Source organism: Nocardioides sp. NPDC023903, from assembly GCF_040639295.1.
In the GTDB taxonomy this organism is placed as follows: Bacteria; Actinomycetota; Actinomycetes; order Propionibacteriales; family Nocardioidaceae; genus Nocardioides.
In genome coordinates this window covers 66,383-89,041 of the sequence record NZ_JBEZZS010000021.1, presented here as the reverse complement: position 1 = coordinate 89,041, position 22,659 = coordinate 66,383, and the positions used below count along the sequence as shown (strand labels likewise).

Genomic DNA, 22,659 nt, shown 5'->3' with positions numbered 1-22,659 from the left:
GTCATATGACCGGCACGCCGGTCATATGGGGCCCATGCCCCCCATCGGGAAGTGGCAGGGGGTATCGGAAACGGCTAACCTCTACGATCCTCGCTGAACCGTCTCGAGGAAGAGTGAGATGTCCGAACCCGGCAGCACCGCTCAACAACAACCGAAACCCACCGAGCTGGCCAACGCGGCGGCTGAGGAGGCCCGTCGGCGTCGGCTCGGGCTGCCCCCGATGCCACGGCGTCGGCGCGACCGGAGCCGCCCCGTACGCCTGGCGCTGCGCTGGCTCGTGAGCGTCGGCGTGCTCGTCACGGTGGCCTTCCTCGGCACCTCGGCATGGGCGTACTTCACCGGAGAGATCGGGCCGATGCGCGGGGACGAGAAGGACGCCGCGCGCACTCTCGCCCTCGCCGGCGACACCCCGGCCTGGGCCGACCCCGAGCAGATCCGCTGCGCCGCGGACGCCGTGGTCAAGGACAAGGGCAGCGCCGCACTCGCCGATGCGGGAGTGGTCACCAAGACCGCCGGCGGGTTCAGCTACGCCGGCGAGTGGCCCTCGGCGCTGGGCTCGCAGTGGTACGCGGAGCTGCTCGGCTGCGCCGACGGTGGCGCCAACAGCTGGAGCAAGCAGGTCGCGGGCGCCTGGACGCTCGACGACGCGCGATGTCTGCGGGAGGTCGGGCGCCCCGCGATCGCCGGCGTCCTGGCCGTCACCAACCTGCGGCTCACCGACGAGGACCTCGCCGCCAAGAATGTCGACGCGATCACCCACCTCGACAGCTGCTACGCCCGCACGCCCGAGGCGCCGGTTGGCGCCGCCGCCGCGGGCTACCGCGAGGTCACCCTGAAGATCACCGCCCCGGCGGTCACCTCCGGCATCGCCTCCATCGACGACGGCGCCGCGCAGCCGACCGCCGGCGAGGACCCGGAGCTCACCTACACCCTGCCGGTCGCGAAGGGCGGCACCGAGGCGTGCGTGCAGGCGACCACCAAGGTGACGTACGCCTGGGGCACGGTCCGCACCGGCGAGCCGGCCAGACTCTGCGGCAAGGCGGCCGCGGCCCGGATGGAGTGGCGCACGTACAAGCATGCCTGCCCGAAGGGGATGCCCAAGTGCGCCTACATGGCTGCCTACGTCGAGGGCCTGTCGGACAACCAGAGCGTGAAGGTCACCTACCGACCATCGGGTGATTTCAAGTGCCCGGGCAAGAAGCCGGCCTGCAGCGTCACGGTCAAGGCCGACGACGCGGGCAAGGCTCGGGCGCCGGGCATCCTGGTCACCGGCAAGAAGGGCAAGGTCGTCGCCAGTGCGGGCAGTCTGAAGGCGATATATCCCGGCTCGTAGGCTTGTGGGCGTGCCTTCCGACCTCACCTTCGGCGCGACCCGTGGGCCCAGCCCTGACCCGGCTCGACGCCCGCCGGCTCTGCCCCGCAAGCGCCGCCGGACCCTCGTGGACCTCCCCGGAGGGACGTACGCCGCCGGGGACTCGTTCGGCGAGGGCTACCAGGCCGACGGCGAAGGTCCGGTGCACCCAGTCGACCTGCCCGGCTTCCGGCTAGACGCGACCGCGGTCACCAACGAGGAGTTCGCCCGGTTCGTGAAGGCGACCGGCCACGTCACCACGGCCGAGCGAGAGGGCTTCTCGGCCGTCTTCCACCTGGCCTTCGACGGCTCACCGCGCGACATCCTGGGCCGCTCGCCCGAGGCACCCTGGTGGCTCGGCGTACGCGCCGCCTCCTGGCGGGCACCGGAGGGTCCCGGCACCAACGTCGGCCGTCGGGGCAACCACCCGGTCGTGCACGTCTCCCACGACGACGCACTGGCCTATTGCGACTGGGCCGGGACGAGGCTGCCGACCGAAGCCGAGTGGGAGTACGCCGCCCGCGGCGGCATCACCGGCTCACGGTTCCCGTGGGGTGACGACCTGGAGCAGGATGGCACCCACCACGCCAACGTCTGGCAGGGAGTCTTCCCCGACACCAACACCGCCGACGACGGGTTCGTCACGACCGCGCCGGTACGGACGTACGATCCCAACGGTTTCGGGATGTTCCAGATGATCGGCAACGTCTGGGAGTGGTGCGCGGACTGGTTCTCGCCGACCTACTACGCCGACCTCGTCGAGTCCGGCCCCTCCGCAGACCCGCGGGGCCCGGCCGAGGGCCTGACCCGGGTCATGCGCGGCGGCTCCTACCTGTGCCACGACTCCTACTGCCACCGCTACCGGCTCTCGGCGCGCTCCAGCAGCCCGCCCGACTCGACCGCGGGCAACCTCGGGTTCCGCTGCGCGGCCGATCTACCCCCGGATCAGCCGGCGGGGTAGAACTCCTTCGGGCACTCGTCACCCGCGCAGGTCGCGTACTTCTCGCTCAGCCCGCGCAGCTCGGCGAGCTCGTCGGCGTACTCGGGGAGCAGAGCGAGCGAGCGGATCTGGTAGGGGTCGTCGGCTAGGTTGTAGAGCTCTTCGCTGCCGTCGGAGAAGCGGGCGTAGGTCCAGTCACCGAAGCGGATCCCTGAGTAGATCTGCTTGTAGCCGTCGTTGACGCGCCAGGCGGAGAGCGGGATCACCCGGTTCTGCGCGGGGGCGTTGAGCCACGGCATGATGTTGACGCCGTCCTGCGTCCGCCCCGGCTCGGCGCCGGCGACCGCCATGATCGTGGTGGCGATGTCGGGGTTGCCGATCCCGGTGGCCAGGGACCGTCCGGCCGGGATGCCCGGGCCACGCAGGATCACCGGGATCCGCTGCGTCTCGCGGTAGTGCATCAGTTTGCCGTTGATGTTGTGGCCGCCGGTGGTGTAGCCGTTGTCGGAGGTGAAGATGATGATGGTGTTGTCGAGCTGGCCGGTCTCCTGCAGGCGGAGTACGTGGCTGGCGACAGCGCGGTCGAGCGACTGGACGGCCTCGACCCGCTGCTCGTGCGCGATCCGCAGCTCGGCGCGGCCCTGTGCGTCGAAGTGCTTGCGGGAGGCCGAGATCCGCGGCGCGTCGGTCGGGGTGCGGAACATGTAGGGAGTGTCCGGCAGCTCGAGACCGTCGAAGGAGTGCTTGTCCTCCTCTGCCGGCCTGGTCGTGCTGGTGCCCTCCGGGTCTTCCGGCTCATTGGGCCCGCCGTGGTGCGGCGCCACGTAGTTGAGCCACATGTACCACGGCTTGTCGGCGCGCTCGGGCGCCGAGATCATCTCGTTGGCCTGGTCCCGCATGACGTACGTCGTGTAGCGGTTGTAGGTCGTGAGCTTGCCGTTGTGGTTGACCCGCGGCCGGATGAAGTTGTAGGTCGACATGTCGGTCGTCGCCCGCCAGTCGGTCCACCCGGGCGGCACATCCTTGGCGGTCCCGTTGAGGCCGTAGCCGTTGAGGTACTTGCCGGCGAAGAGGGTGTCGTAGCCGGCGTCCTGCAGCGCCTCGGGCAGCGTGCCGGTGTGGTCCATCGACTCGTAGCCACCGCGTTCGCCGTTGATCGTCACGGTGTCGTGGTTCTGGCTGTACTGCCCGGTCAGCAGCGACGCACGGGCCGGCACGCAGATCGGCGTGGGAGCGATCGCCTCGGTCAGCGAGGTGCCCTGCGCGGCCAGGAGGCTGCGGGTGTGGGGCATGAACTCGAGATCCTCGTAGGCGAGATCGTCCGCCGTGATCATCAGGATGTTGGGCTGGGTGGAGTAGGGCGCCCAGTCGGGCGTCGCCGTCGGCGTCGAAGGCACCACGCCCTCGTCGTCGCGCGCGAAGGCGTTCCCGGCCAGAGACCCCAAAGACCCCAGCGGACCGGCCGATTCAGGCATCACGCCGAGCGCGATCGAGGCGCCGGCGAGCACGGCAACAGCCGCCACCGCCAATCGGGCGCGAGGCGCCATCTGGTCTGCTCCCTTGGTCGATCCCCGCGTCGTATGTTTCCGTCCGGTTCCACTCCATACCGGACCGGGTTAACGTTACCGAAGGGGGCCGTCATGGCCCCAATGCCCGGCTGATCAGGAGACTCAAGTGAGCGAATCGCGCGAGAACTACGGCGACTACAGTGTCGACGACGAGGACCAGATCACCGGGGAGGACGCGCTCTCCGGGGACGTTCTCGAAGGTGAGGTGCGCGACGAGCTCGACCACGGCATCGTCACCGCCGACCACTACTCCACCGACTACGGCAACACGCCCTGGGAGGAGGAGCACCGGGAGTGCATAGACCAGCGCCGCCACCAGGAGGTGCCGGAGCCGGATCCCTACGCGGTCGAGTACGACGACGCCGAGGAGAGCGACGACCCCGACGGCCGCGAGGTCGGCAACAAGCGAGCGGGCCGACTGGTCGACCCCGACGGCGGCGAGGGCGAGGATGCAGAGTCCGAGCTCTACGGGATCGATGCCGGCATCGACGGCGCCGGCGCCTCCGCCGAGGAGGCCGCCATCCACATCATCGACGACGGCGACGACGGGGACGACTACCGCTAAGCGGTGAGGTCTTCGATCTCCAGCACGATCTCGACCTCGAACCCCTCAGAGCTCTCCAGGTAGAGCGCCGTGTGCTCGTCGCCGCCGGCGTGCGGGTAGCGGTCGGCGTACATCTCGTGCCAGCCGTGCTCGGTCGACGCCGCACGGATCCTGTCGAGCTGGTCTCGGTCGTCGATCATGAACGCGATGTGGTTCACGCCGGGTCGGAGCCGATCCTGTGTGCCGTGCTGGTCCTTGGAGTGCTCCATGAAGACGTACGTCCCGTCCGGCGCCTCCCAGAAGTGGCCCTTCTCCCCGGCCTCCCAGCCGAGCTCGCCGAAGAGCCAGCCCCACTCCCCCGAGGCGGTCTCGAAGTCGTCGACCCAGAGGTCCCAGTGGTGGATCGCCCGCATCTTCGTCTCCTCGGTTCAGGCGATCATCCGCCCCTGGCGCTGGTGGATGTGCACCCGATCCTGAGGTTACATTGTCTCCGCGTACACGGAGCGGGTATCGCGCCCGGCACGAGAGGCAGACCGCTGATGGGCATGCTGGCTGAGGGCAGGAAGGCGTTCGAGGACGGCCGGTCGGTCACGTACGCCATCGAGTGGCCCGGAGCCGCGCGATCCAGCGTGGTCACCATCGCGAAGGCCGAGGTTGGCGAGCAGCTTTCTGTGCCTGACTCCGCGCTCGATTCCGCAGCGGCCAAGATCCTCATGAAGGCGTACAAGGAGGCGGTGGCCACGGGGGCCTGGCCGGATACGGTGACGTACGCCGCGTAACCCGCCGAGTGCTGCACATGCCGATGACACCTAGTGAACGGATTCACGAGGTGTCATCGTCTAGTGCAGTCGCAGAAAAGGGAGTCGCGGGAGGGCGAACCCGCGTGTGAGGATCGGGGCGTGAGTGACCTGAAGACCTTTATCGCCAGGCTGCCGAAGGCCGAGCTCCATGTCCACCACGTCGGGTCGGCTTCGCCGCGGATCGTCGCGGAGCTGGCTGCGCGGCATCCGGGGACGGTGCCGGCGGATATCGAGCTGCTGCGGGAGTACTTCACGTTCAGCGACTTCGCGCACTTCATCGAGGTCTACCTCTCGGTCGTCGACCTGGTCCGTACGCCGGAGGACATCCGCTATCTGACCTACGAGATCGCGCGCGACCTGGCGCAGACCCAGCAGGTCCGTTACGCCGAGCTGACCTGCACGCCCTACACCTCCGTACGCCCGGATCTGGCCGTGCGCGAGCCCGGGCAGGCCGGGCACACCGGGATGGCGATCGAGGCCTACACCGAGGCGCTCGAGGACGCGCGGGTGGGCGCCGAGCGCGACTTCGGGATCACGCTGCGCTGGATCTACGACATCCCGGGCGAGTCCGGGATTCCGGCGGCCGATGCGACACTGGCGTACGCCGTCGACCACGGCCCCGAGGCGCTCGTCGGGTTCGGCCTGGGCGGGCCGGAGGTGGGGGTTCCCCGGCCGCAGTTCGAGAGGCACTTCGACGCAGCCCGTGCCGCGGGACTCCGCTCGCTGCCGCACGCCGGCGAGACGACCGGACCGCAGACGATCTGGGACGCCCTGACCGTGCTGAAGGCCGAGCGGATCGGCCACGGCACCTCGGCAGCCCAGGATCCCGCCTTGCTCGCCCACCTCGCCGAGCACCGGATCCCGCTCGAGGTCTGCCCCTCGTCCAACGTCGCCACCGGCGCCGTCGCGACGCTCGAGGAGCACCCGCTGAAGACGTTCGTCGATGCCGGCGTGCCGGTCACGATCAACTCCGACGACCCGCCGATGTTCGCGACCACGCTCAACCAGGAGTACGAGATCGCGGCCGACCTCCTCAGCCTCGACACCGCCGGCATCGCCGACCTCGCCCGTGCCGCGGTCGACGTCTCCTACGCACCCGACGACGTCAAGGCCCGGCTGCGCGCCGAGATCGACGCGTACGCCACGTCTTAAGGTTGTCGCCATGGGCGAACTGACACTGGCGGTCAACGGGATCGAGCTGTGCGTCGAGACGTTCGGGAGTCCGGCGGACCCGCCGATCCTGCTCGTCGGTGGGATGAGCGCCTCGATGGACTACTGGGAGGACGACTTCTGCCAGGCGCTGGCCGCGGGTCGGAGGTTCGTGATCCGCTACGACCACCGCGACACCGGCCGCTCGACGACCTGGCCGCCGGGAGAGCCGGGCTATACCGGGCGCGACATGATCGCGGACATTCCGGCTCTGCTCGACGCCTTCGGCCTCGACAAGGGCCACATCTTCGGCATCTCGATGGGCGGGGCACTGGCCCAGTGTGCGGCGGTGCTCTATCCGGACCGGGTCGAGACGCTGATCCTCAACGAGACCTCGCCGGCCTTCGACGGCGTACCCGACCTGCCACCGATCGGCGAGGAGCTGGCCGACTTCTTCGCGAAGGCGGCCACCACCACGGTCCCTGATCCCGACGACCACGAAGCTCTGGTGTCGATGCTGGTCGAGGACCAGCGTGCGTTCGTCCCCGAGGGCTATGACGAGGTCAGGATGCGAGCGGTCATCGAGCGGGTCGTACGTCGCACGCCGGACATGCGGCCGAGCTTCGCCAACCACCAGGCGATGAGCGACGGCGAGCCGGTCGAGGCGACCCTGGCCGACATCGCCGCCCCGACGCTGGTCATCCACGGCACCCGCGACCCGCTGTTCCCGATCGGCCACGGCGAGATCCTCGCCCGCGACATCCCCAATGCGACGCTCCTCGTCCTCGACGGCGTCGGCCACGAGCCGCCCCCGCCCTCCACGTGGGACAAGGTGATCCCGGCGATCATCGATCACACGAGCTAGACCTCGATCTTCCCGAGCACGTCCCCGATCGTGACCGTCCCACCCACGTCGGTGCCGCGGGAGAGCACGCCCGCACGGTGTGCGGCGACGCGGGTCTCCATCTTCATGGCATCGATGACCGCGACGTCCTGGCCCTCGGTGACCTGCTCGCCGTCGGGGACGAGCCAGTCGACGAGTACGCCGGGGACGGTGGCCTCGAGGACGGCTGGGTCGGCGACGGCTGCCGGTCCGGCATCGGCCGTCGCCGTTCCGCCCGCGGCGAGCCCCCGCAACAGGTCGTCGGGAAGCCCCAGCATCACCCGGCGACCGTCGATCTCGATCGGCACCCGCCGAAGCGGCTGCACGGGCGCCGGCTCGGGTCGCCGCTGCGCCTCCAGGCGCGGCATCAGCGTGGTCTCGATCCACTGCGTGTGGACCGCGAACCCGGCGGTCGAGAAGGCCGGGTCATCGAGCAGGACACGAGCGAAAGGTACGACGGTCGCGACCCCCTCGACGCTGAGCTCGCGGAGCGCGCGGCGAGCGCGTACGACGGCGGTGTCCCGGTCCGGCGCGTGCACGATCAGCTTGGCGATCAACGAGTCGAAGGCGCTCTGCACCGTGTCGCCCGCCTCGATCCCGGCATCCCAGCGGACGCCAGGCCCCGCCGGCACGCGCAGGCTCGTCACGACGCCGGGGCTCGGCAGGAAGCCGCGGCCCGGGTCCTCGGCGTTGATTCGCAGCTCGATCGCGTGGCCCGTCGGCGCCGGCGTCTCCGAGAAGGAGAGTCCCTCGCCCGCGGCGATCCGCAGCTGCTCCGCGACGAGGTCGACGCCGGTGACCGCCTCGGTGATCGGGTGCTCGACCTGCAGGCGGGTGTTCACCTCGAGGAACGAGATCACCCCGTCCTCGCCCATCAGGAACTCGACGGTCCCGGCACCGCGGTAGGAGACCGCCGCGCAGATGTCGCGCGCCGCGTCGTGGATGCGGCGACGCTGCTCGTCCGTCAGACCCGGGGCGGGCGCCTCCTCGACGAGCTTCTGGTTGCGGCGCTGCAGCGAGCAGTCCCGGTCGCCGACGACCACGACGTGCCCGGTGCCGTCGCCGAGCACCTGCGCCTCGATGTGCCGCGGACGCTCCAGGAACCGCTCGACGAAGCACTCACCCCGGCCGAACGCGGCCAGCGCCTCGCGCGAGGCGGAGTCGAAGGCGTCGGCGACGTCGTCGAGCTCGCGGGCGACCTTCAGCCCGCGGCCACCGCCACCGAAGGCTGCCTTGATCGCGATGGGAAGCCCGTGCTCGCGCGCGAACGCGACCGCCTCGTCGGCCGACTCCAGCGGCCGGTCGGTGCCCGCGACCAGCGGTGCGCCGACGCTCTGCGCGATCCGGCGTGCGGTGATCTTGTCGCCGAGGCTGTCGATGCTCTCGGGACTCGGTCCGATCCAGATCAGGCCGGCGGCCTCGACGGCGCGCGCGAACTCGGCGCTCTCCGACAGGAACCCGTAGCCCGGATGCACCGCGTCGGCGCCGGAGGCCTGCGCCGCGGCCATGAGCCACTCGATGCTGAGGTAGGACTCGGCGGCGGTGGACCCACCGAGTACGTACGCCTCGTCGGCAAGACGCACGTGCAGCGCGTCGGCGTCCTGGTCGGCGTAGACGGCGACCGACACGAGGCCGGCCTCGGCAACGGCCCGCACGACGCGGACGGCGATCTCTCCCCTGTTGGCGATGAGCACCCTGCGCATGTCAGTCTCCTCGGATCTCGGTCGTCGGCCCAATAGGCAAAATAGGCACAGTGGGCGCGACGGGTCGGAAGCGGATGCGGACCCCGGGCGGCAGCTGCCCGGCCAGGTCCAGGTCGCGGTCGATGACCGCGCCGATGATCGGATAGCCGCCGGTGAGCGGGTGGTCCGGAAGGAACAGCACGGGCTGGCCGTCGGGTGGCACCTGGATCGCGCCGGTCACCGCCCCTTCGCTCGGCAGCTCGCCGGCGACGTCTCGCTCGAGCGGGACGGCGCCCTCGAGACGTACGCCGACCCGGTCGGAGCGGGGCGTGACGGTCCACTCCTGCTCGACGAGGGTGCGTACGCCGGCAGGGGTGAACCAGTCCTCGCGCGGGCCGAGCACGATGCGCAGCTCGACCGTGTCACCGGGAGCGGGCAGCGGGTCGGCGGGAGCCGGGCAGGGGTCGACCGCGTACGGCGCGGCCGCGGGTCCCCGCAGCGGCACGACGTCGCCGGCGCGCAGGGGCCGTCCGCCGAGGTCGCCGGGGCCGAGGCCCGCGAGCGTGTCGCTGGAGAGGCTGCCGAGCGCCGACGGAAGATCGAGACCGCCGCGCACCGCGATCACGGCGCGCAGGCCGGCGCTCACCGCGCCGAGACGCAGCTCCTCGCCGTCCTCGAGCGCGGTGGCGGCGCCGTGCTCGACGGGGAGCGGCGGGCCGTCGGTGCGTACGATCGTCGTCTCGGCGGGGGCGCCCGCGACCGCCACGACCGCGGGGCCGGTGAAGCGCAGGACCGCGCCGCCACCGGCGAGCTCGAAACCTGCCGCTCCCGGGGCGTTCCCCACGGCGCGGTTCGCGGCCCGCAGGGCGCGGCGGTCGGCCGTTCCCGACGCGGAGACACCGAGCGCGGCATGGCCGGAGCGGCCGAGGTCCTCGAGCACCAGCTGCAGGCCGGGGCGTACGACCTCGACGGCAAAGGGATGATCCGCGGCGTCGGCCTGCACAGCGGGCGCGGCGACCGAGACCGACTCCCGCTCGAGCCGCTCGAACCGCACGGTCATCCCGGGCGCGAGCAGGGCGGGCGGCCCCCGGTGCAGGTCCCACATCGGTGCGTCCGTACGCCCGATCAGCTGCCAGCCTCCCGGGCTCTCCCGTGGGTAGACCCCCGAGAACGTCCCCGCCAGCCCGACCGAGCCGGCCGGGATACGGGTGCGCGGTGAGGAGCGCCGCGGTACGTCGAAGAGCGGGTCGTCGCCGACGAGGTAGCCGAAGCCCGGCGCGTAGCCGGTGAAGGCCACCCGCCAGGTCGCGTCCGTGTGGCGCGCGATGACCTGCTCGGCGCTGACCCCGAGCAGGTCGGCGACCTCGTCGAGGTCCTGCCCGTCATAGCGGACGCCGATGGTCACCGAACCAGCGGTCGGAAGACCACCGTGGACGGCTTCGACGCGACCCAGCTCCGTGGCGAGGCTCACCTCGTCGATCAGCGTCGGGTCGAACCGGACGAGCACCGTCCGAGCGGCAGGCACCAGCTCGACGACGCCGGTCGGTGGCGCGGCCACGAGGGCCGCGTGCAGCCGCATCGCGCCCTCGAGGTCGTCCTCCTCGACCAGCAGCGCCTGATCCGATGCGATGAGAACGCGCCTCACGCCAGATACTCCGCATCCCGTACGTCGGTGATGAACATGTGACCGGGCGCGTGGGTGAGCGCGAACGGCGGGCGCGAGTCCATGATCGCGGCCTGCGGCGTGACCCCGCACGCCCAGAACACCGGCACCTCGCCGTCGCGCACCTCCGGCGGGTCCCCGAACTCGGGAGCGGCGAGGTCAGCGATACCGAGCGAGGCCGGGTCGCCGACGTGCACCGGCGCACCGTGCACCGCCGGATAGCGCCCGGAGATGCGTACGGCATCAGCGACGCGATCAGCGGGGATCGGGCGCATCGAGACGACCATGTCGCCGCGCAGGCGCCCGGCGGGGGCGCACGGGCGGGACGTCCGGTACATCGGCACGTTGCGGCCGAGCTCCTGGTGACGGATCGGGATCTCGGCGTCGGCCAGGCCCGCCTCGAACGTGAAGCTGCAGCCGATCAGGAACGAGACCAGGTCGGGGTGCTCCACCCACGCCGCGCTCGCGTCCGTGACCTCCTCGGTCAGCACGCCGTTACGCCAGATCCGGTACGCCGGGATGTCGGTCCGCAGGTCGGATCCGGGCGCCAGCGTCGACTCGTACGCGCCCGGGTCGAGCACCTCGAGCACCGGGCACGGCTTCGGGTTGCGCTGCGCGAAGAGCAGCACCTCGAAGGCCCAGTCGGCCGGCACAGAGATCAGGTTGGCCTGCACCAGGCCGTGGGCGACGCCGCTCGTCGGTGCGACGTCGCCCGCCCGGTAGGAGGTGCGCGCGGCGCGAGCCGCGGCGAGCTGCGTGATGCTCGCGGTCATGCCACGGCTCCGGCGAACGGCGCGATCACGATGCCCTCGGCCTCGAGCAGGGCGCGGGTCGCGGCAGCCATGCGGATCGCCCCGTCGCTGTCGCCGTGCACGCAGATCGAGTCGGCGCGTACGGCGACGTCGGTGCCGTCGATCGCCTCGACCACACCCTCGCGCGCGAGCCGCAGCATGCGGGCCGCGACGGCTTCGGCGTCGTGCAGCACCGCACCGGGCTCGGCGCGCGAGACGAGCTCGCCGCCGGGCGTGTAGGCGCGGTCCGCGAAGGCCTCCGCGGCCGTCGCGAGCCCGGCGCTCTCGGCGACGTCGAGCACGACGCCGCCCGCGAGCCCGAGCAGCACGAGTGACGGGTCGATCGCCTTGACCGCGGCGACCACGTCCCGCGCCTGTCGCTCGTCGCGGGCGATCGTGTTGTAGAGCGCGCCGTGCGGCTTCACGTACCGGACGGCGCCGCCGACCGACGAGGTCAGGCCGAGCAGGGCGCCGAGCTGGTACTCGACGTGTGCTTGGAGCGTCGCGGAGTCGATGTCCATGGCGCGTCGTCCGAAGCCCTCGTAGTCGCGATAGCCGGGGTGCGCGCCGATCGTGACGCCGTTGGCGACGGCGTCGGCGAGCGTCGTACGGATCCCCTCGGGGGTGCCGGCGTGGAACCCGCAGGCGACGTTGGCGCTCGAGACGATCGCGAGCATCGCCGCGTCGTCGGCGACCACCCGGTCGGGCGCGTTCTCACCGAGGTCGGAGTTCAGGTCGATGGTTGCTGCCATGTCGTTCACGGTGCTCACGCTCCAATGCCGATGAAGGCGAAGATCGGGCGGATCGAGACGATGCCCATGTACCAGCTGAGCAGGGTCGCGATCGTCCCCAGAGCCAGCAGCCACACCGGGTAGCGGTAGCCGCGGAGGACGTCGCGCTGACGGAACCAGCCGATGTACATGAAGATCGTCATGCCGATCGGGAGGATCAGACCGTTGAAGCCGCCGACGAAGACCAGGATAGCCGCGGGTGCGGCGCCGATCAGCAGGTAGAGGACGAGGGAGACCACGATGAAGGCGACGGTCGCGAGCTGCAGCGGCCAGCCTGCTCCGAGCTTCTTCGAGAAGGTCGAGATGAAGGTGGCCGAGGTGTAGGCGGCGCCGATGACGGAGGTGATCGCAGCGGCCCAGAAGATCGCACCGAAGATGCGGATACCCGCGTCACCGAGCACCGCGCCGAACGCCTGACCGGCCGGGTTGGCCGCCTGGCTCGAGAAGTCGAGGGTGACGCCCGAGGCCACGACACCGAGGATCGCGAGGAAGAGTACGTACCGCATGATCCCGGTGACGAGGATGCCGCTCATCGAGGCACGGTGCACAGCCGGGACGTGCTCGGGGCCGGTCAGGCCGGAGTCGAGGTAGCGGTGGGCGCCGGCGTAGGTGATGTAGCCGCCGACGGTGCCGCCCACGATCGTGGTGATCGTCGCGAAGTTGAGCGTGTCAGGCACGAAGGTCTGGCGCAGCGCGTCGCCGACCGGAGGCTGCGACGCGATCGCGACGAAGAGCGTCAGCCCGATCATCAGCAGACCGAGCCCGAGCACGACCATGTCGACGACGCGGCCGGCCCGCTTGTACATGAAGATGCCGATCGCGAGCAGTGCCGAGAGCAGGCCGCCGACCTTCGGTTCGAGGCCCAGCAGGGCGTTCAGGCCGAGCCCGGCACCCGCGATGTTGCCGATGTTGAACGCCAGACCGCCGATCACGATGAGCGTCGCCAGCATGTGACCGGAGTACGGCACCGCCTCGTTCGCCAGGTCGCCGGCGCGTTTGCCGGCGACGGTGATGATGCGCCACACGTTCATCTGCAGCGCGAAGTCGATCAGGATCGAGGCCAGGATCGCGAAGGCGAACGCCGCGCCGAGCTGCGCGGTGAAAGTCGCGGTCTGGGTGATGAAGCCGGGGCCGATGGCCGAGGTGGCCATCAGGAAGATGGCGCCGAGGATGGGTCCTCGGCGGGAACGGGCGAAGCTCTTCGCGCGCTCGGCGCTGGTCGTCTCTGTCATGGGGGACTCCTGCCATCAACGGGCTGTGTGGCTGGGGCCACACTCTTTGTGTAGTACAAGATGGCACAGATTGTTCTACAACAACACCCGTCATTGTTAAAATGGCGTTTCGATTGTCCGCGGATGCGATTCCCTTAGGATGCGGTCATGCCCGATGTCGAGGACACCCTGACGAACGCCCTGCGCCGGCGGATCATCGACGGCGAGTTCGCGCCCGGCACCCGGCTGTCGGAGATCTCCCTCGCCGAGAAGCTCGGGGTCTCGCGCAACACGCTTCGTGAGGCGTTCCGCGTGCTGGCGGAGCAGGGGCTCATCGAGCACGTACCCCATCGCGGGGTCTCAGTCGCCTCCCCCACCGTGGCGGACGTCGTCGACATCTATCGGGCACGGCGCTACGTCGAGCCCGCCGCCCTGGCCGCGGGCTCCCCGCTGCATCCCGCGGTGACCGCGATGCGCGAGGCGGTGGAGCTGGGCGAGACCAGCCTCGAAGCGCGCGACTGGCGCACGGTGGGCACCGCCAACATGGCGTTCCACGACGCCATCGTCGCCCTCGCCGACAGCCCGCGCCTGGAGCGCCTGTTCCGCGACATCGCCGCCGAGCTGCGGCTCGCGTTCCTCGAGATCGACAACCCTGAGGCCCTGCACGCGCCGTTCGTCACACGCAACCGCTCCCTGCTCGAGACCTTCCTCGAGCGGGGAGGACCTGCGGCCGCTGAGGAGCTGCGCGGCTACCTCATCCTCTCCGAGCAGACAGTGCTCGGAGCGTTCACGCGACTGCGTCGCGGCTAGGCGATAGACGCTTGAAGACCTCCGGTGAGGTCAGGCGCTCTTGAGGTGCCGGAGTCGGGCCACCGCATCGGCACCAACCCTGCGGTGCGGCCCTTCGGGGAGGGTCGCGAGATGGCCCTCCAGGGCATCGACGACCGCCACGGAGACGGTCTCCGGGGCTCGTTCGATCAGTTCGATCAAGGACGTCAGGTATTCACCTGCGTCGATGTCGTCCGCGATGACCTCGAGCACATCAGCGGGGATGGACGGCAGTGCCTCCATCAGCACGCCATAGGCGAAGTCCTCGACGTTCATGACAACCATGCTAGCCCTCACTGTCCACGGGATAGGCGTTCCAGATCTCGGGCGGCTCCATATCGTCCCGCACCTGTACGCGGACGAGTTGACCGTCGACAACCCGCTCGAAGCGAATCTTGTCGCCGAGACGTATCGGCGGACGGTCGGGGTCTGCGAGTGCGAGATCTACTGAAGCGATGATCTGAACTGCGCTCCAGTCAGCGGGAAACTTCGACTTCCTGGGCCACTCCCGTTCGGACTCGGACGTGGCTTGGTGCCGCTCGAGGATGTGTGCGCTCATCCACGCTGAGATATGTGGGCGCTCCGACGGACGGAACGGCACACTCGTGCCGTCCGCCATCGCCGGGTAGCTCCATCTCATGCACAGGAACGGTAATCCGGATCACCGACATCCTCGGTCGCCCCGAACTCAGTCGCTGCATGCCGTTCATGCCGGCGTACAGCCGTCTCCACGTTCCTCCGCCTCACGCGGCAGTCAAAGCTCGCAGGCGCTCGTCGCGGGGCCAAGCGCCGGCCCAGACGAGGACCGCGGTGGCAATGGCGAAGACGGTGTTGAAGGCGGGCTGCCCGAAGACAAGGTTCACCGTGACCGCGCCGCCGAGGTAGGCGGTGATCAGGATCGTCCCCATCGCCCGGGTGGCCGGGACGTGGTAGGCGACCAGCGACAGGCCGAGGACGACACCGCATACGACGGGGAACCAGCCCGGAGCGCCGATCTTGTCGTTGAAGTCCATGACGGGCTCGACCTGTAGCAGGTGCGTGACGATGTCGAAGCCGAGGAACAGGGTGACCAGGACGGTGATGACCCAGCCGGCTCGTTGTGCGTTGGTGCTCATCTCGATCTCCTCAGGGGTGGGTGGTGTTGCTATTACCCACGCGTCGAGCGTGCACCGGCGATCTCGACATCGCCTTTCACTTTTTCTCGAGAGCAGCGGCGGCGACCTTCAGATCCGCGACCAGACCGTCGTACGTCGCCTGCCTCTCGTCCTCCGCCCTGAGGACAGCGGAGGGGTGGGTCGTCGCGAGGACCCAGGGGTCGAGGGTCTCCGTGGCGATGGGCTCGGGCCATTCGAGGAGGTGGCCGCGTGCCTCACCGACACGGAAGGACGAGCCGTACAGCGCCTTGCCGGCGGTGCCGCCGAGCAGGACGACCCCGCTGGGACGTACCAGATCCAGCTCTGCCGCCAGCCACGGAGCGCAGGCGCCGACCTGCTTGCTCGTGGGCGACTGGTGGATGCGGCGCTTGCCCGAGAGGCGGTGGCGGAAGTGCTTCACGACGTTCGTCGTGTACGTCTCCTCCGGCTCGATCCCGGCCTCGGCGAGCGCCTCGTGGAGGATGCCGCCCGCCGGACCGACGAACGGCTCGCCCTCGCGGTCCTCGCGATCACCCGGCTGCTCGCCGAGCAGCATCAGCGGCGCCGGCGTACGCCCCTCGCCCATCACGCCCTGGGTCGCATCGCGGTAGAGCTCGCAGCCACGGCAATTCTGGACGGCGCTGCGCAGGTCGGACAGCGTCGGTGACTCCGGCACCCACTCCGCGGCACTCACGGGGTCAACGGGTCGTGGCCGACGTTCATCAGCCGGTGCCGCCACTGCGCATCGCCCGCGATCGGCTCCCACTCGCCGGTGTCCCCGCCGCGTAGATCGGTGACCTTGTCGACGACCCGCTGCATGACGTCCACGTCGTCCGGGGTCACGTCGGCCCGGCGCTTGCCGAGGATGTCGGCCACCCGATGACCGAGCTCGCTGCCCGCCCGGTCCGGTTCGGTCTCGGTCGTCTCCCCCGCGCCTTGCACTGCGAGCCACTGCCGCAGGTCGCGCGAGGTCATGTTCACCGCGCGGTGGAAGTTCTCCCAGAGCCTGTCGTCGACGATCGTCTCGGCCATCTCGTGCCTCCTACCTGATCGACTGCTCCGATCCGGTACCCAGCTCAGCGGCCGAACACACGGGGCATCACCCCAGGAGAGCCTGAGCCTCCGGTGAGTCGTAGAAGCTCGAGAGCCGGCGGCGGACCAGCTGCTCGAGAACACCCGCCTCGGCGAGCGCCTCGATCACCGGCGGGCCGAATCGGAGCGCCTCCTCGATCAGGTCGTCGCGGCCCAGACCCCACTCCTCCAGGAGCCGGTCGAGGGTGAAGCTCCCATAGGTGTCGAAGAAGAAGTCGACACCCGTGTCGACCAGGGCCTGGAGGTACTCGGAGTCCCGGACGTCGAGCCAGACCTGGTAGAGCCCGACGAAGAGCGCGACCAGCTGCTCGTCGTCGATCAGGTCGGCGAGCTCGCGCACCGGACGGGTCGCGAGCGCGTCCCAGACCTCCAGCAGCGCGTCGTGCACCTCCTCGTCGGTGACCGAGCTCGCGGCGGTGTCAGAGAGGTAGCCGAGCAGCGCTCCGGCGCCCCGCTCCGCGAGCTCGCGGGCGCTCTGGTCCACGGCCGCGCCGACGGGGGTGCCCTTCACCGTGTCGGCCATCCGGCCGGCGACGCGTTCGGCGATCGAGAAGCCGAGGGAGCCGCCCGGGAGGTTGTCGGCGAGCCTGCGGCCGGTGTCGACCGCGCCCCGCGCGGTGCCGCGCATCAAGGTGCCGACGCCGGCCTGGATCCCGGAGTTCTCGGCCAGGCTGCGCAGGACCTGCTGGCGCAGCGTACGCATCTCGACGAGGGCCTCGACCAGCTCGGCGATCCGCGGCCGGCTGACCACCTTGCCAAGCGGGGTGTCGTTGGCGGGATGCGCCTTGAGCCTCGTCGCGAGCGCCCCGGCCACCTCCGGGATCGCGCCCGGGAGCCGGAAGTTGCTGACGTACTTCAGCGCGACCTCCTTGATCAGGTCGCGAGGCATCACCTGGTCGAGGGTCAGCTCACTGGCCGCGCGCAGCGCGAAGTCGATCTCGCCGGTGACGAGATCGAGGAAGCGTACGCCGCGCATCGCCGCCATCTCATGGGCGACGTGGGCGTCGAGGAGTCGTCGAGCGAGATCCGGCTCAGTCATGGAGGACATTGTCCACGGACGGAGCCGGTCCCCCGCTCATTCCCACTCGATGGTGCCCGGGGGCTTCGAGGTGATGTCGACGGTGACCCGGTTGATCTCGCTCACCTCGTTGGTGATCCGGGTGGAGATGCGCTCCATGACCTCGTAGGGCAGCCGGGCCCAGTCGGCGGTCATCGCGTCCTCGGAGGTGACCGGGCGGAGCACGACGGGGTGGCCGTAGGTGCGGCCGTCACCCTGGACTCCGACCGAGCGGACGTCGGCGAGCAGCACGACCGGCATCTGCCAGATGTCGCGGTCGAGACCGGCGAGGGTCATCTCCTCGCGGGCGATCGCGTCGGCCTCGCGGAGGATGTCGAGCCGCTCCTTGGTGACCTCGCCGATGATGCGGATGCCCAGGCCGGGGCCGGGGAACGGCTGGCGCTGGACGATCTCGTCGGGCAGGCCGAGCTGGGAGCCGACGGCGCGTACCTCGTCCTTGAAGAGCTCACGCAGCGGCTCGACCAGCTCGAACTCGAGGTCCTCGGGGAGGCCGCCGACGTTGTGGTGGGACTTGATGTTGGAGGTGCCGGCACCGCCGCCGGACTCGACGACGTCGGGGTAGAGGGTGCCCTGGACGAGGAAGGCGACCTTCTCGTCGCTGTCGCCGAGGATCTCGACCTCGGCGCGCTCGAAGCAGCGGATGAACTCGCGCCCGATGATCTTGCGCTTCTCCTCCGGGTCGGTGACCCCGGCGAGCGCGTCGAGGAACTCCTTCTCGGCGTCGACGATCTTCAGCTCGGCGCCGGTCGACTCCCGGAACGCCTTCTCGATCGCGACCGACTCGTTCTTCCGCATCAGGCCGTGGTCGACGTAGACGCAGGTCAGCCGGTCACCGATCGCCTTGGCGACGATGGCTGCGGCGACCGCGGAGTCGACACCACCCGAGAGCGCGCAGATCGCGCGGTGGTCACCGACCTGCTCGCGGACCCGCTCGATCTGGTCCTCGGCGATGTTGCCGATGGTCCAGGTCTGGCGCGCGCCGGCGATGTCCCACAGGAAGTGCTCGAGCACCTTCTGGCCGTGCTCGGAGTGGAGCACCTCGGGGTGCCACTGCACGCCCGCCAGCTGTTTGTCGACGTTCTCGAAGGCCGCCACCGGGGTGTCCGCGGTGCTGGCGAGCACCGTGAAGCCCTCGGGCGCCTCGGAGACCGAGTCGCCGTGCGACATCCACACGTTGTGGGCAGGCGGGATGTCCTTGAGCAGCGTGCCGGAGACGCCGACGGTGACCGGCGTACGTCCGTACTCCCGCGCGCCGTTGTCATCGACGGTCCCGCCCAGGCCCTGGGCCATCAGCTGGAATCCGTAGCACATCCCGAACACCGGGGTGCCCGCGGTGAACAGGGTGTTGTCGATGGCGGGAGCGCCCTCGGCGTACACGCTCGAGGGGCCGCCGGAGAGGATGATCGCCTTCGGGTTCTTGGCGAGCATCTCCTCGACCGGCATCGAGTGCGGCACGATCTCGGAGTAGACCTTCGCCTCACGAACGCGGCGGGCGATCAGCTGCGCATACTGCGCACCGAAGTCCACCACGAGAACCAGATCGTGCTCTTCCGCCCCAGGAGCCTGCGTCATGCACGAATCCTAACGAGCGCGTACGTCGCCCGCGAAATGCACCAGGGCCCGACCGGGGAGGGAGGTGGTCGGGCCCTGATTGCCCGAGGCAGAACTGTCCCGGACGAAAGACCCGGCATGTATTAGGGAGGGAGCAATCCCGGGTCTGATCACTCCAACGAGCCCTTTTAACCACGGTTACGGGTCAACTAAAAACTTCCTGCCAGAAAATTCCTGCGCAGCCCGTGTCACCAAGGCAACAGGTCGGTCACGATACGTCAACGATGGGCAGTTGCAGGGCGGCCGGCGCACTCGCGGGCACCGCGGGCGAGGACGGCGTGACGGGCTGGATCCGCGCGTAGCCGGCACCGAGATCCGGCCGCGGGTCGGCCTGGTCCTTGTTGGGCCAGAACGCCATCGCCCGCTCGGCCTGTGCGGTGATCGTCAGCGACGGGTTCACGCCCAGGTTGGCGGAGATCGCGGAGCCGTCGACGACGTGCAGGCCGTCGTAGCCGTAGAGCCGCTGGTAGGGGTCGATCACGCCGGTGTCCACCGAGTCGCCGATGGTGCAGCCACCGATGAAGTGGGCGGTCATCGGCTTGTTGAACGGCTCCCCGATCGTGCCGCCGGCATACCCCTGCTTCTCGCCCGAGCTCATCACCCCGGCCATCTTCCGTACGGCGTCGAGGCCGGCCGGGATCCAGGTCGGGTTGGGCTTGCCGTGACCCTGCTTCGACGACATCCGCCACCCGAAGATCGTGCGCTTCGGGAAGGTGGTGATCGAGTTGTCCAGCGCCTGCATGACCAGCGCGATGACGGTGCGCTCGGACCAGTGCTTGAAGTCGTAGAACGTACGCAGCGACCGGCGCTGCAGCCACATCTCCTTGAGCCACCGGCGGAACCGCCGGGGACCACCTTCGGTGAGCACCGTCTGCATCGCCGCGATCGCATTGCTGCCGTGCCCGTAGCGGACCGGCTCGATGTGGGTGTGCTCGTCGGGGTGCCACGAGGAGGTGATCGCCACGCCCTCGGTGTAGTCGATGGCGTTGTCCGGGGCGATCGCGCCCAGGATCGACTCGGAGTTGGTGCGGGTCAGCTCACCCAGGCGCGGCGAGATCTGCGGGAGGTCGCCGGTGCGCTTGAGCTTGTGGAGCAGCTTCTGGGTGCCGAGCGAGGCCGCCGAGAAGACCACCTGGTCGGCGGTGAACCGCTTCGTGCGGCCGATGCCCAGCTTGGCCTTCGTGGAGCGGGTCTCGATGACGTACCCGCTTCCGGTCTTGGCCGGGTAGACGCGGGTGACCGTGGTCAGCGGGTGCACCTCGGCGCCGTTCTTCTCCGCCAGGTAGAGGTAGTTCTTGACCAGGGTGTTCTTCGCGTTGTGGCGGCAGCCGGTCATGCACTCGCCGCAGTTGGTGCACGCGCGCCGGTCGGGGCCCTCCCCGCCGAAGTAGGGGTCGGCCACCTCTTGCCCGGCCACGTGGCCCGGGCCGCCGAAGAAGACGCCGACCGGCGCCTTGTGGAAGGTGTCCCCGCGTCCGGCCTCGGCCGCGACCTTCTGCATGACCTCGTCGGCAGGAGTCAGATGGGGATAGAGGGTGACGCCGAGCATCCGCTTGGCCTGCTCGTAGTAGGGAGCGAGCTCGTCCTTCCAGTCGGTGATGTGACTCCAGGACGGGTCCTCGTAGAACGGGTCGAGCGGCTCGTAGAGGGTGTTGGCGTAGACCAGCGATCCACCGCCGACCCCGGCGCCGGCCATGATGACTGCGTCCTTGACCATGTCGATGCGCTGGATCCCGTAGCAGCCGATCGCCGGCGCCCAGAGGTATTTGCGCAGGTCGAAGGAGGTGTTGGGCAGCTCGTCGTCGCTGAACCGGCGACCCGCCTCGACCACTCCGACGGAGTAGCCCTTCTCGGTCAGGCGCAGCGCGCTGACCGATCCCCCGAAGCCCGACCCGATGATGAGTACGTCGTAATGGGTCATGCGCGGCCCAGCGACTTCAGCACGCGAAGCGAGGCGGTCATGAACTTGGCGTACGCCTGGTCACTCATCCCGAACTGCGGGGCGAAGCGCAGGATGGCCTGGGACGCGACCGACTGGGTCTCGGTGTAGCGGAGGATGCCCTCGACACCCTGGCGACGGCCCTGGCCGGACTCGCGCATGCCGCCCATCGGGGCGTCGATGCTCGCGAAGGTGGCGCCGAAGGCCTCGTTGATGTTGATCGTGCCGCACTTGACCTGGCGGGCGATGCGGCGGGCGCGCGAGGTGTCGCGGCTGTAGATGGAGCCGTTGAGGCCGTACTCACCGTCGTTGGCGCGCTCGATCGCCTCCTCCTCGCTGTGGAAGCGGTAGATCGAGACGACCGGGCCGAAGGTCTCGTTGCCGAAGCAGGTCATCTCCGGGGTGACACCCTCGAGGATGGTCGGCTCGAAGAAGAACGGCGCCAGGTCGGGGCGGGCCTTGCCGCCGGTGAGCACGCGGGCGCCCTTGGAGACGGCGTCCTCGACGTGGGCGGTCGCGGTGTCGACCTGGGCCTGCGAGATCAGGGTGCCCATGTCGTTCTCCCAGCCCAGGGTGGCGCCGAGGGTCATCGCCTGGGTGCGGGCGACGAAGCGCTCCACGAACCGGTCGTAGACCTTGTCGTCGACGAAGAGCCGCTCGACGCTCACGCACAGCTGACCGGAGTTGGAGAAGACCGCGCGGGTCGCGCCCTCGGCGGCCTTTTCGATGTCGGCGTCCCGGAGCACCAGCATCGGGTTCTTCCCGCCGAGCTCGAGGCTGGCGCCGATCAGGCGCTCCGCGGCCTGTTTGGCGACGAGCTTGCCCGTGTTGGTCGAGCCGGTGAAGCAGACGTAGTCAGCGCGCTGGATGATGCTGGTGCCGATCTTCGAGCCCGGGCCGGCGACGACGGTCCACAGGTTCTCCGGGAGCCCGGCCTCTGCGAGCAGCTCGGCGCCAAGGAGTGCGCTGAGCATGGTCTGCGAGTCGGGCTTGATGACGACCGCGTTGCCCGCGGCGATCGCGGCGATGCCGTCGCACAGCGCCATCGTGAACGGGTAGTTCCACGGGCTGATGATGCCGACGACGCCCTTCGGTACGTGGTTGAGCTCGACCCGAGTGAGCACCGGGATGACGCCGAGCTTGCGCTCGGTGTCGAGGATCTTGCTGCTCCGACGCCCGTAGTAGCGGGCGGTCAGCGCGATGTGCAGCGGCTCGTCGAAGGCGTGCTTGCGGGCCTTGCCCGACTCCAGCACGATCAGGTCGAGGATCTCGTCCTGCCGGTCGAGGACCAGGTCGTGCAGCTTGATCAGGATGCGCTCGCGCTCGGCGACCGGGGTCGCAGCCCACTTCTCCTGCGCGACCCGGGCCTTGGCGAAGGCCGCGGCGACATCGTCATCGCTCGACTGCGGGATGTGCGCCAGCGGCGCCCCGTTGAGCGGACTGATGACCTCTCGGGACTCCCCCGTGGTCGCCACGACGCGGCCGGTCAGGCGGGCGACATAGTCAGGCTCGAGGGCCAGGGACGCCGTGGCGTCGTGCTCGGGATCGAGCGGGCCCTCGACGATCGGGCCGCCGGAAGAAGTCGGGTTCGATGCGCTCATGTAC

General features: G+C 69.8%; 23 protein-coding genes. 7 read left to right on the top strand and 16 right to left on the bottom strand.

The window, feature by feature from the left end; genetic code table 11:
• Positions 1-118 precede the first annotated feature (118 nt).
• Positions 119-1,333: a hypothetical protein gene (locus tag AB0F44_RS20485; protein WP_357358501.1), complete on the top strand. Its 1,215-nt coding sequence runs from the start codon at positions 119-121 to the stop codon at positions 1,331-1,333.
• Between the two features lie 10 nt (positions 1,334-1,343).
• Entirely contained in the window at positions 1,344-2,312 is a 969-nt protein-coding gene (locus AB0F44_RS20480; RefSeq protein WP_357358499.1) for a formylglycine-generating enzyme family protein, read from the top strand.
• On the opposite strand, the gene AB0F44_RS20475 is transcribed toward AB0F44_RS20480, so the two are convergent.
• Positions 2,297-3,838 carry a sulfatase-like hydrolase/transferase gene (locus tag AB0F44_RS20475; RefSeq protein ID WP_357358498.1) on the bottom strand — a complete coding sequence of 514 codons (1,542 nt, stop codon included), beginning with the start codon at positions 3,836-3,838 and terminating at the stop codon, positions 2,297-2,299. The genes AB0F44_RS20480 and AB0F44_RS20475 overlap by 16 nt on opposite strands.
• A 127-nt stretch (positions 3,839-3,965) precedes the next feature.
• Between AB0F44_RS20475 and AB0F44_RS20470 the strand changes: the two genes are divergently transcribed.
• Positions 3,966-4,424 carry a DUF5709 domain-containing protein gene (locus AB0F44_RS20470; protein WP_357358496.1) on the top strand — a complete coding sequence of 153 codons (459 nt, stop codon included), beginning with the start codon at positions 3,966-3,968 and terminating at the stop codon, positions 4,422-4,424.
• Here the strand turns inward: AB0F44_RS20470 and AB0F44_RS20465 are convergent.
• Positions 4,421-4,816 (bottom strand): VOC family protein, encoded by a 396-nt coding sequence (locus AB0F44_RS20465; protein ID WP_350841089.1) that lies wholly within the window; start codon positions 4,814-4,816, stop codon positions 4,421-4,423. The two genes, AB0F44_RS20470 and AB0F44_RS20465, sit on opposite strands and share 4 nt — an antisense overlap.
• A gap of 126 nt (positions 4,817-4,942) precedes the next feature.
• Between AB0F44_RS20465 and AB0F44_RS20460 the strand changes: the two genes are divergently transcribed.
• The 3 genes from AB0F44_RS20460 (at position 4,943) to AB0F44_RS20450 (ending at position 7,217) form a co-directional block, all read left to right on the top strand.
• On the top strand, positions 4,943-5,182 hold the full coding sequence (locus AB0F44_RS20460) for a hypothetical protein (RefSeq protein ID WP_357358494.1): 240 nt from the start codon (positions 4,943-4,945) through the stop codon (positions 5,180-5,182).
• Between the two features lie 120 nt (positions 5,183-5,302).
• Positions 5,303-6,355 (top strand): adenosine deaminase, encoded by a 1,053-nt coding sequence (locus tag AB0F44_RS20455; RefSeq protein ID WP_357358492.1) that lies wholly within the window; start codon positions 5,303-5,305, stop codon positions 6,353-6,355.
• A 10-nt stretch (positions 6,356-6,365) separates the two neighbouring features.
• A complete protein-coding gene (locus tag AB0F44_RS20450; RefSeq protein WP_357358490.1) occupies positions 6,366-7,217 on the top strand; it encodes an alpha/beta hydrolase in 852 nt (283 codons plus the stop codon).
• Here AB0F44_RS20450 and AB0F44_RS20445 read toward each other — a convergent pair.
• The 5 genes from AB0F44_RS20445 to AB0F44_RS20425 are packed head-to-tail and all read right to left on the bottom strand — an operon-like array spanning position 7,214 to position 13,394.
• Positions 7,214-8,938: a biotin carboxylase N-terminal domain-containing protein gene (locus AB0F44_RS20445; RefSeq protein ID WP_357358488.1), complete on the bottom strand. Its 1,725-nt coding sequence runs from the start codon at positions 8,936-8,938 to the stop codon at positions 7,214-7,216. The two genes, AB0F44_RS20450 and AB0F44_RS20445, sit on opposite strands and share 4 nt — an antisense overlap.
• A gap of 1 nt (position 8,939) precedes the next feature.
• Entirely contained in the window at positions 8,940-10,562 is a 1,623-nt protein-coding gene (locus AB0F44_RS20440; protein ID WP_357358487.1) for a 5-oxoprolinase/urea amidolyase family protein, read from the bottom strand.
• Positions 10,559-11,353, bottom strand: a complete 795-nt coding sequence (locus tag AB0F44_RS20435; protein WP_357358485.1) for a putative hydro-lyase — start codon at positions 11,351-11,353, stop codon at positions 10,559-10,561. The genes AB0F44_RS20440 and AB0F44_RS20435 overlap by 4 nt, the downstream gene beginning before the upstream one ends.
• On the bottom strand, positions 11,350-12,123 hold the full coding sequence (locus tag AB0F44_RS20430) for a 5-oxoprolinase subunit PxpA (protein ID WP_357358483.1): 774 nt from the start codon (positions 12,121-12,123) through the stop codon (positions 11,350-11,352). Before AB0F44_RS20430 ends, AB0F44_RS20435 begins: the two co-directional genes overlap by 4 nt.
• A gap of 14 nt (positions 12,124-12,137) precedes the next feature.
• Entirely contained in the window at positions 12,138-13,394 is a 1,257-nt protein-coding gene (locus AB0F44_RS20425) for an NRAMP family divalent metal transporter (RefSeq protein ID WP_357358481.1), read from the bottom strand.
• 147 nt (positions 13,395-13,541) lie between these two features.
• Between AB0F44_RS20425 and AB0F44_RS20420 the strand changes: the two genes are divergently transcribed.
• Entirely contained in the window at positions 13,542-14,183 is a 642-nt protein-coding gene (locus tag AB0F44_RS20420; protein ID WP_357358479.1) for a GntR family transcriptional regulator, read from the top strand.
• A gap of 30 nt (positions 14,184-14,213) precedes the next feature.
• On the opposite strand, the gene AB0F44_RS20415 is transcribed toward AB0F44_RS20420, so the two are convergent.
• The 9 genes from AB0F44_RS20415 to AB0F44_RS20375 all read right to left on the bottom strand — a co-directional run bounded on the left by AB0F44_RS20415 (position 14,214) and on the right by AB0F44_RS20375 (position 22,655).
• A complete protein-coding gene (locus AB0F44_RS20415) occupies positions 14,214-14,477 on the bottom strand; it encodes a hypothetical protein (RefSeq protein ID WP_357358477.1) in 264 nt (87 codons plus the stop codon).
• Between the two features lie 10 nt (positions 14,478-14,487).
• Entirely contained in the window at positions 14,488-14,760 is a 273-nt protein-coding gene (locus AB0F44_RS20410; protein WP_357358476.1) for a hypothetical protein, read from the bottom strand.
• Positions 14,761-14,944: 184 nt separating this feature from the next.
• Positions 14,945-15,316 (bottom strand): DoxX family protein, encoded by a 372-nt coding sequence (locus AB0F44_RS20405; RefSeq protein WP_357358474.1) that lies wholly within the window; start codon positions 15,314-15,316, stop codon positions 14,945-14,947.
• Between the two features lie 76 nt (positions 15,317-15,392).
• Positions 15,393-16,028: a UdgX family uracil-DNA binding protein gene (locus AB0F44_RS20400; protein WP_357358472.1), complete on the bottom strand. Its 636-nt coding sequence runs from the start codon at positions 16,026-16,028 to the stop codon at positions 15,393-15,395.
• Entirely contained in the window at positions 16,025-16,366 is a 342-nt protein-coding gene (locus AB0F44_RS20395; protein WP_357358470.1) for a DUF3140 domain-containing protein, read from the bottom strand. Before AB0F44_RS20395 ends, AB0F44_RS20400 begins: the two co-directional genes overlap by 4 nt.
• Positions 16,367-16,433: 67 nt before the next feature.
• On the bottom strand, positions 16,434-17,465 hold the full coding sequence (locus tag AB0F44_RS20390; RefSeq protein WP_357358468.1) for a hypothetical protein: 1,032 nt from the start codon (positions 17,463-17,465) through the stop codon (positions 16,434-16,436).
• 36 nt (positions 17,466-17,501) lie between these two features.
• Entirely contained in the window at positions 17,502-19,076 is a 1,575-nt protein-coding gene (gene guaA / locus AB0F44_RS20385; protein WP_357358466.1) for a glutamine-hydrolyzing GMP synthase, read from the bottom strand.
• A 247-nt stretch (positions 19,077-19,323) separates the two neighbouring features.
• Positions 19,324-21,036, bottom strand: coding sequence for a GMC family oxidoreductase (locus AB0F44_RS20380; RefSeq protein ID WP_357358464.1), 1,713 nt, complete (start codon positions 21,034-21,036; stop codon positions 19,324-19,326).
• Positions 21,033-22,655 (bottom strand): succinic semialdehyde dehydrogenase, encoded by a 1,623-nt coding sequence (locus AB0F44_RS20375; RefSeq protein ID WP_357358463.1) that lies wholly within the window; start codon positions 22,653-22,655, stop codon positions 21,033-21,035. The genes AB0F44_RS20380 and AB0F44_RS20375 overlap by 4 nt, the downstream gene beginning before the upstream one ends.
• Positions 22,656-22,659: the final 4 nt, after the last annotated feature.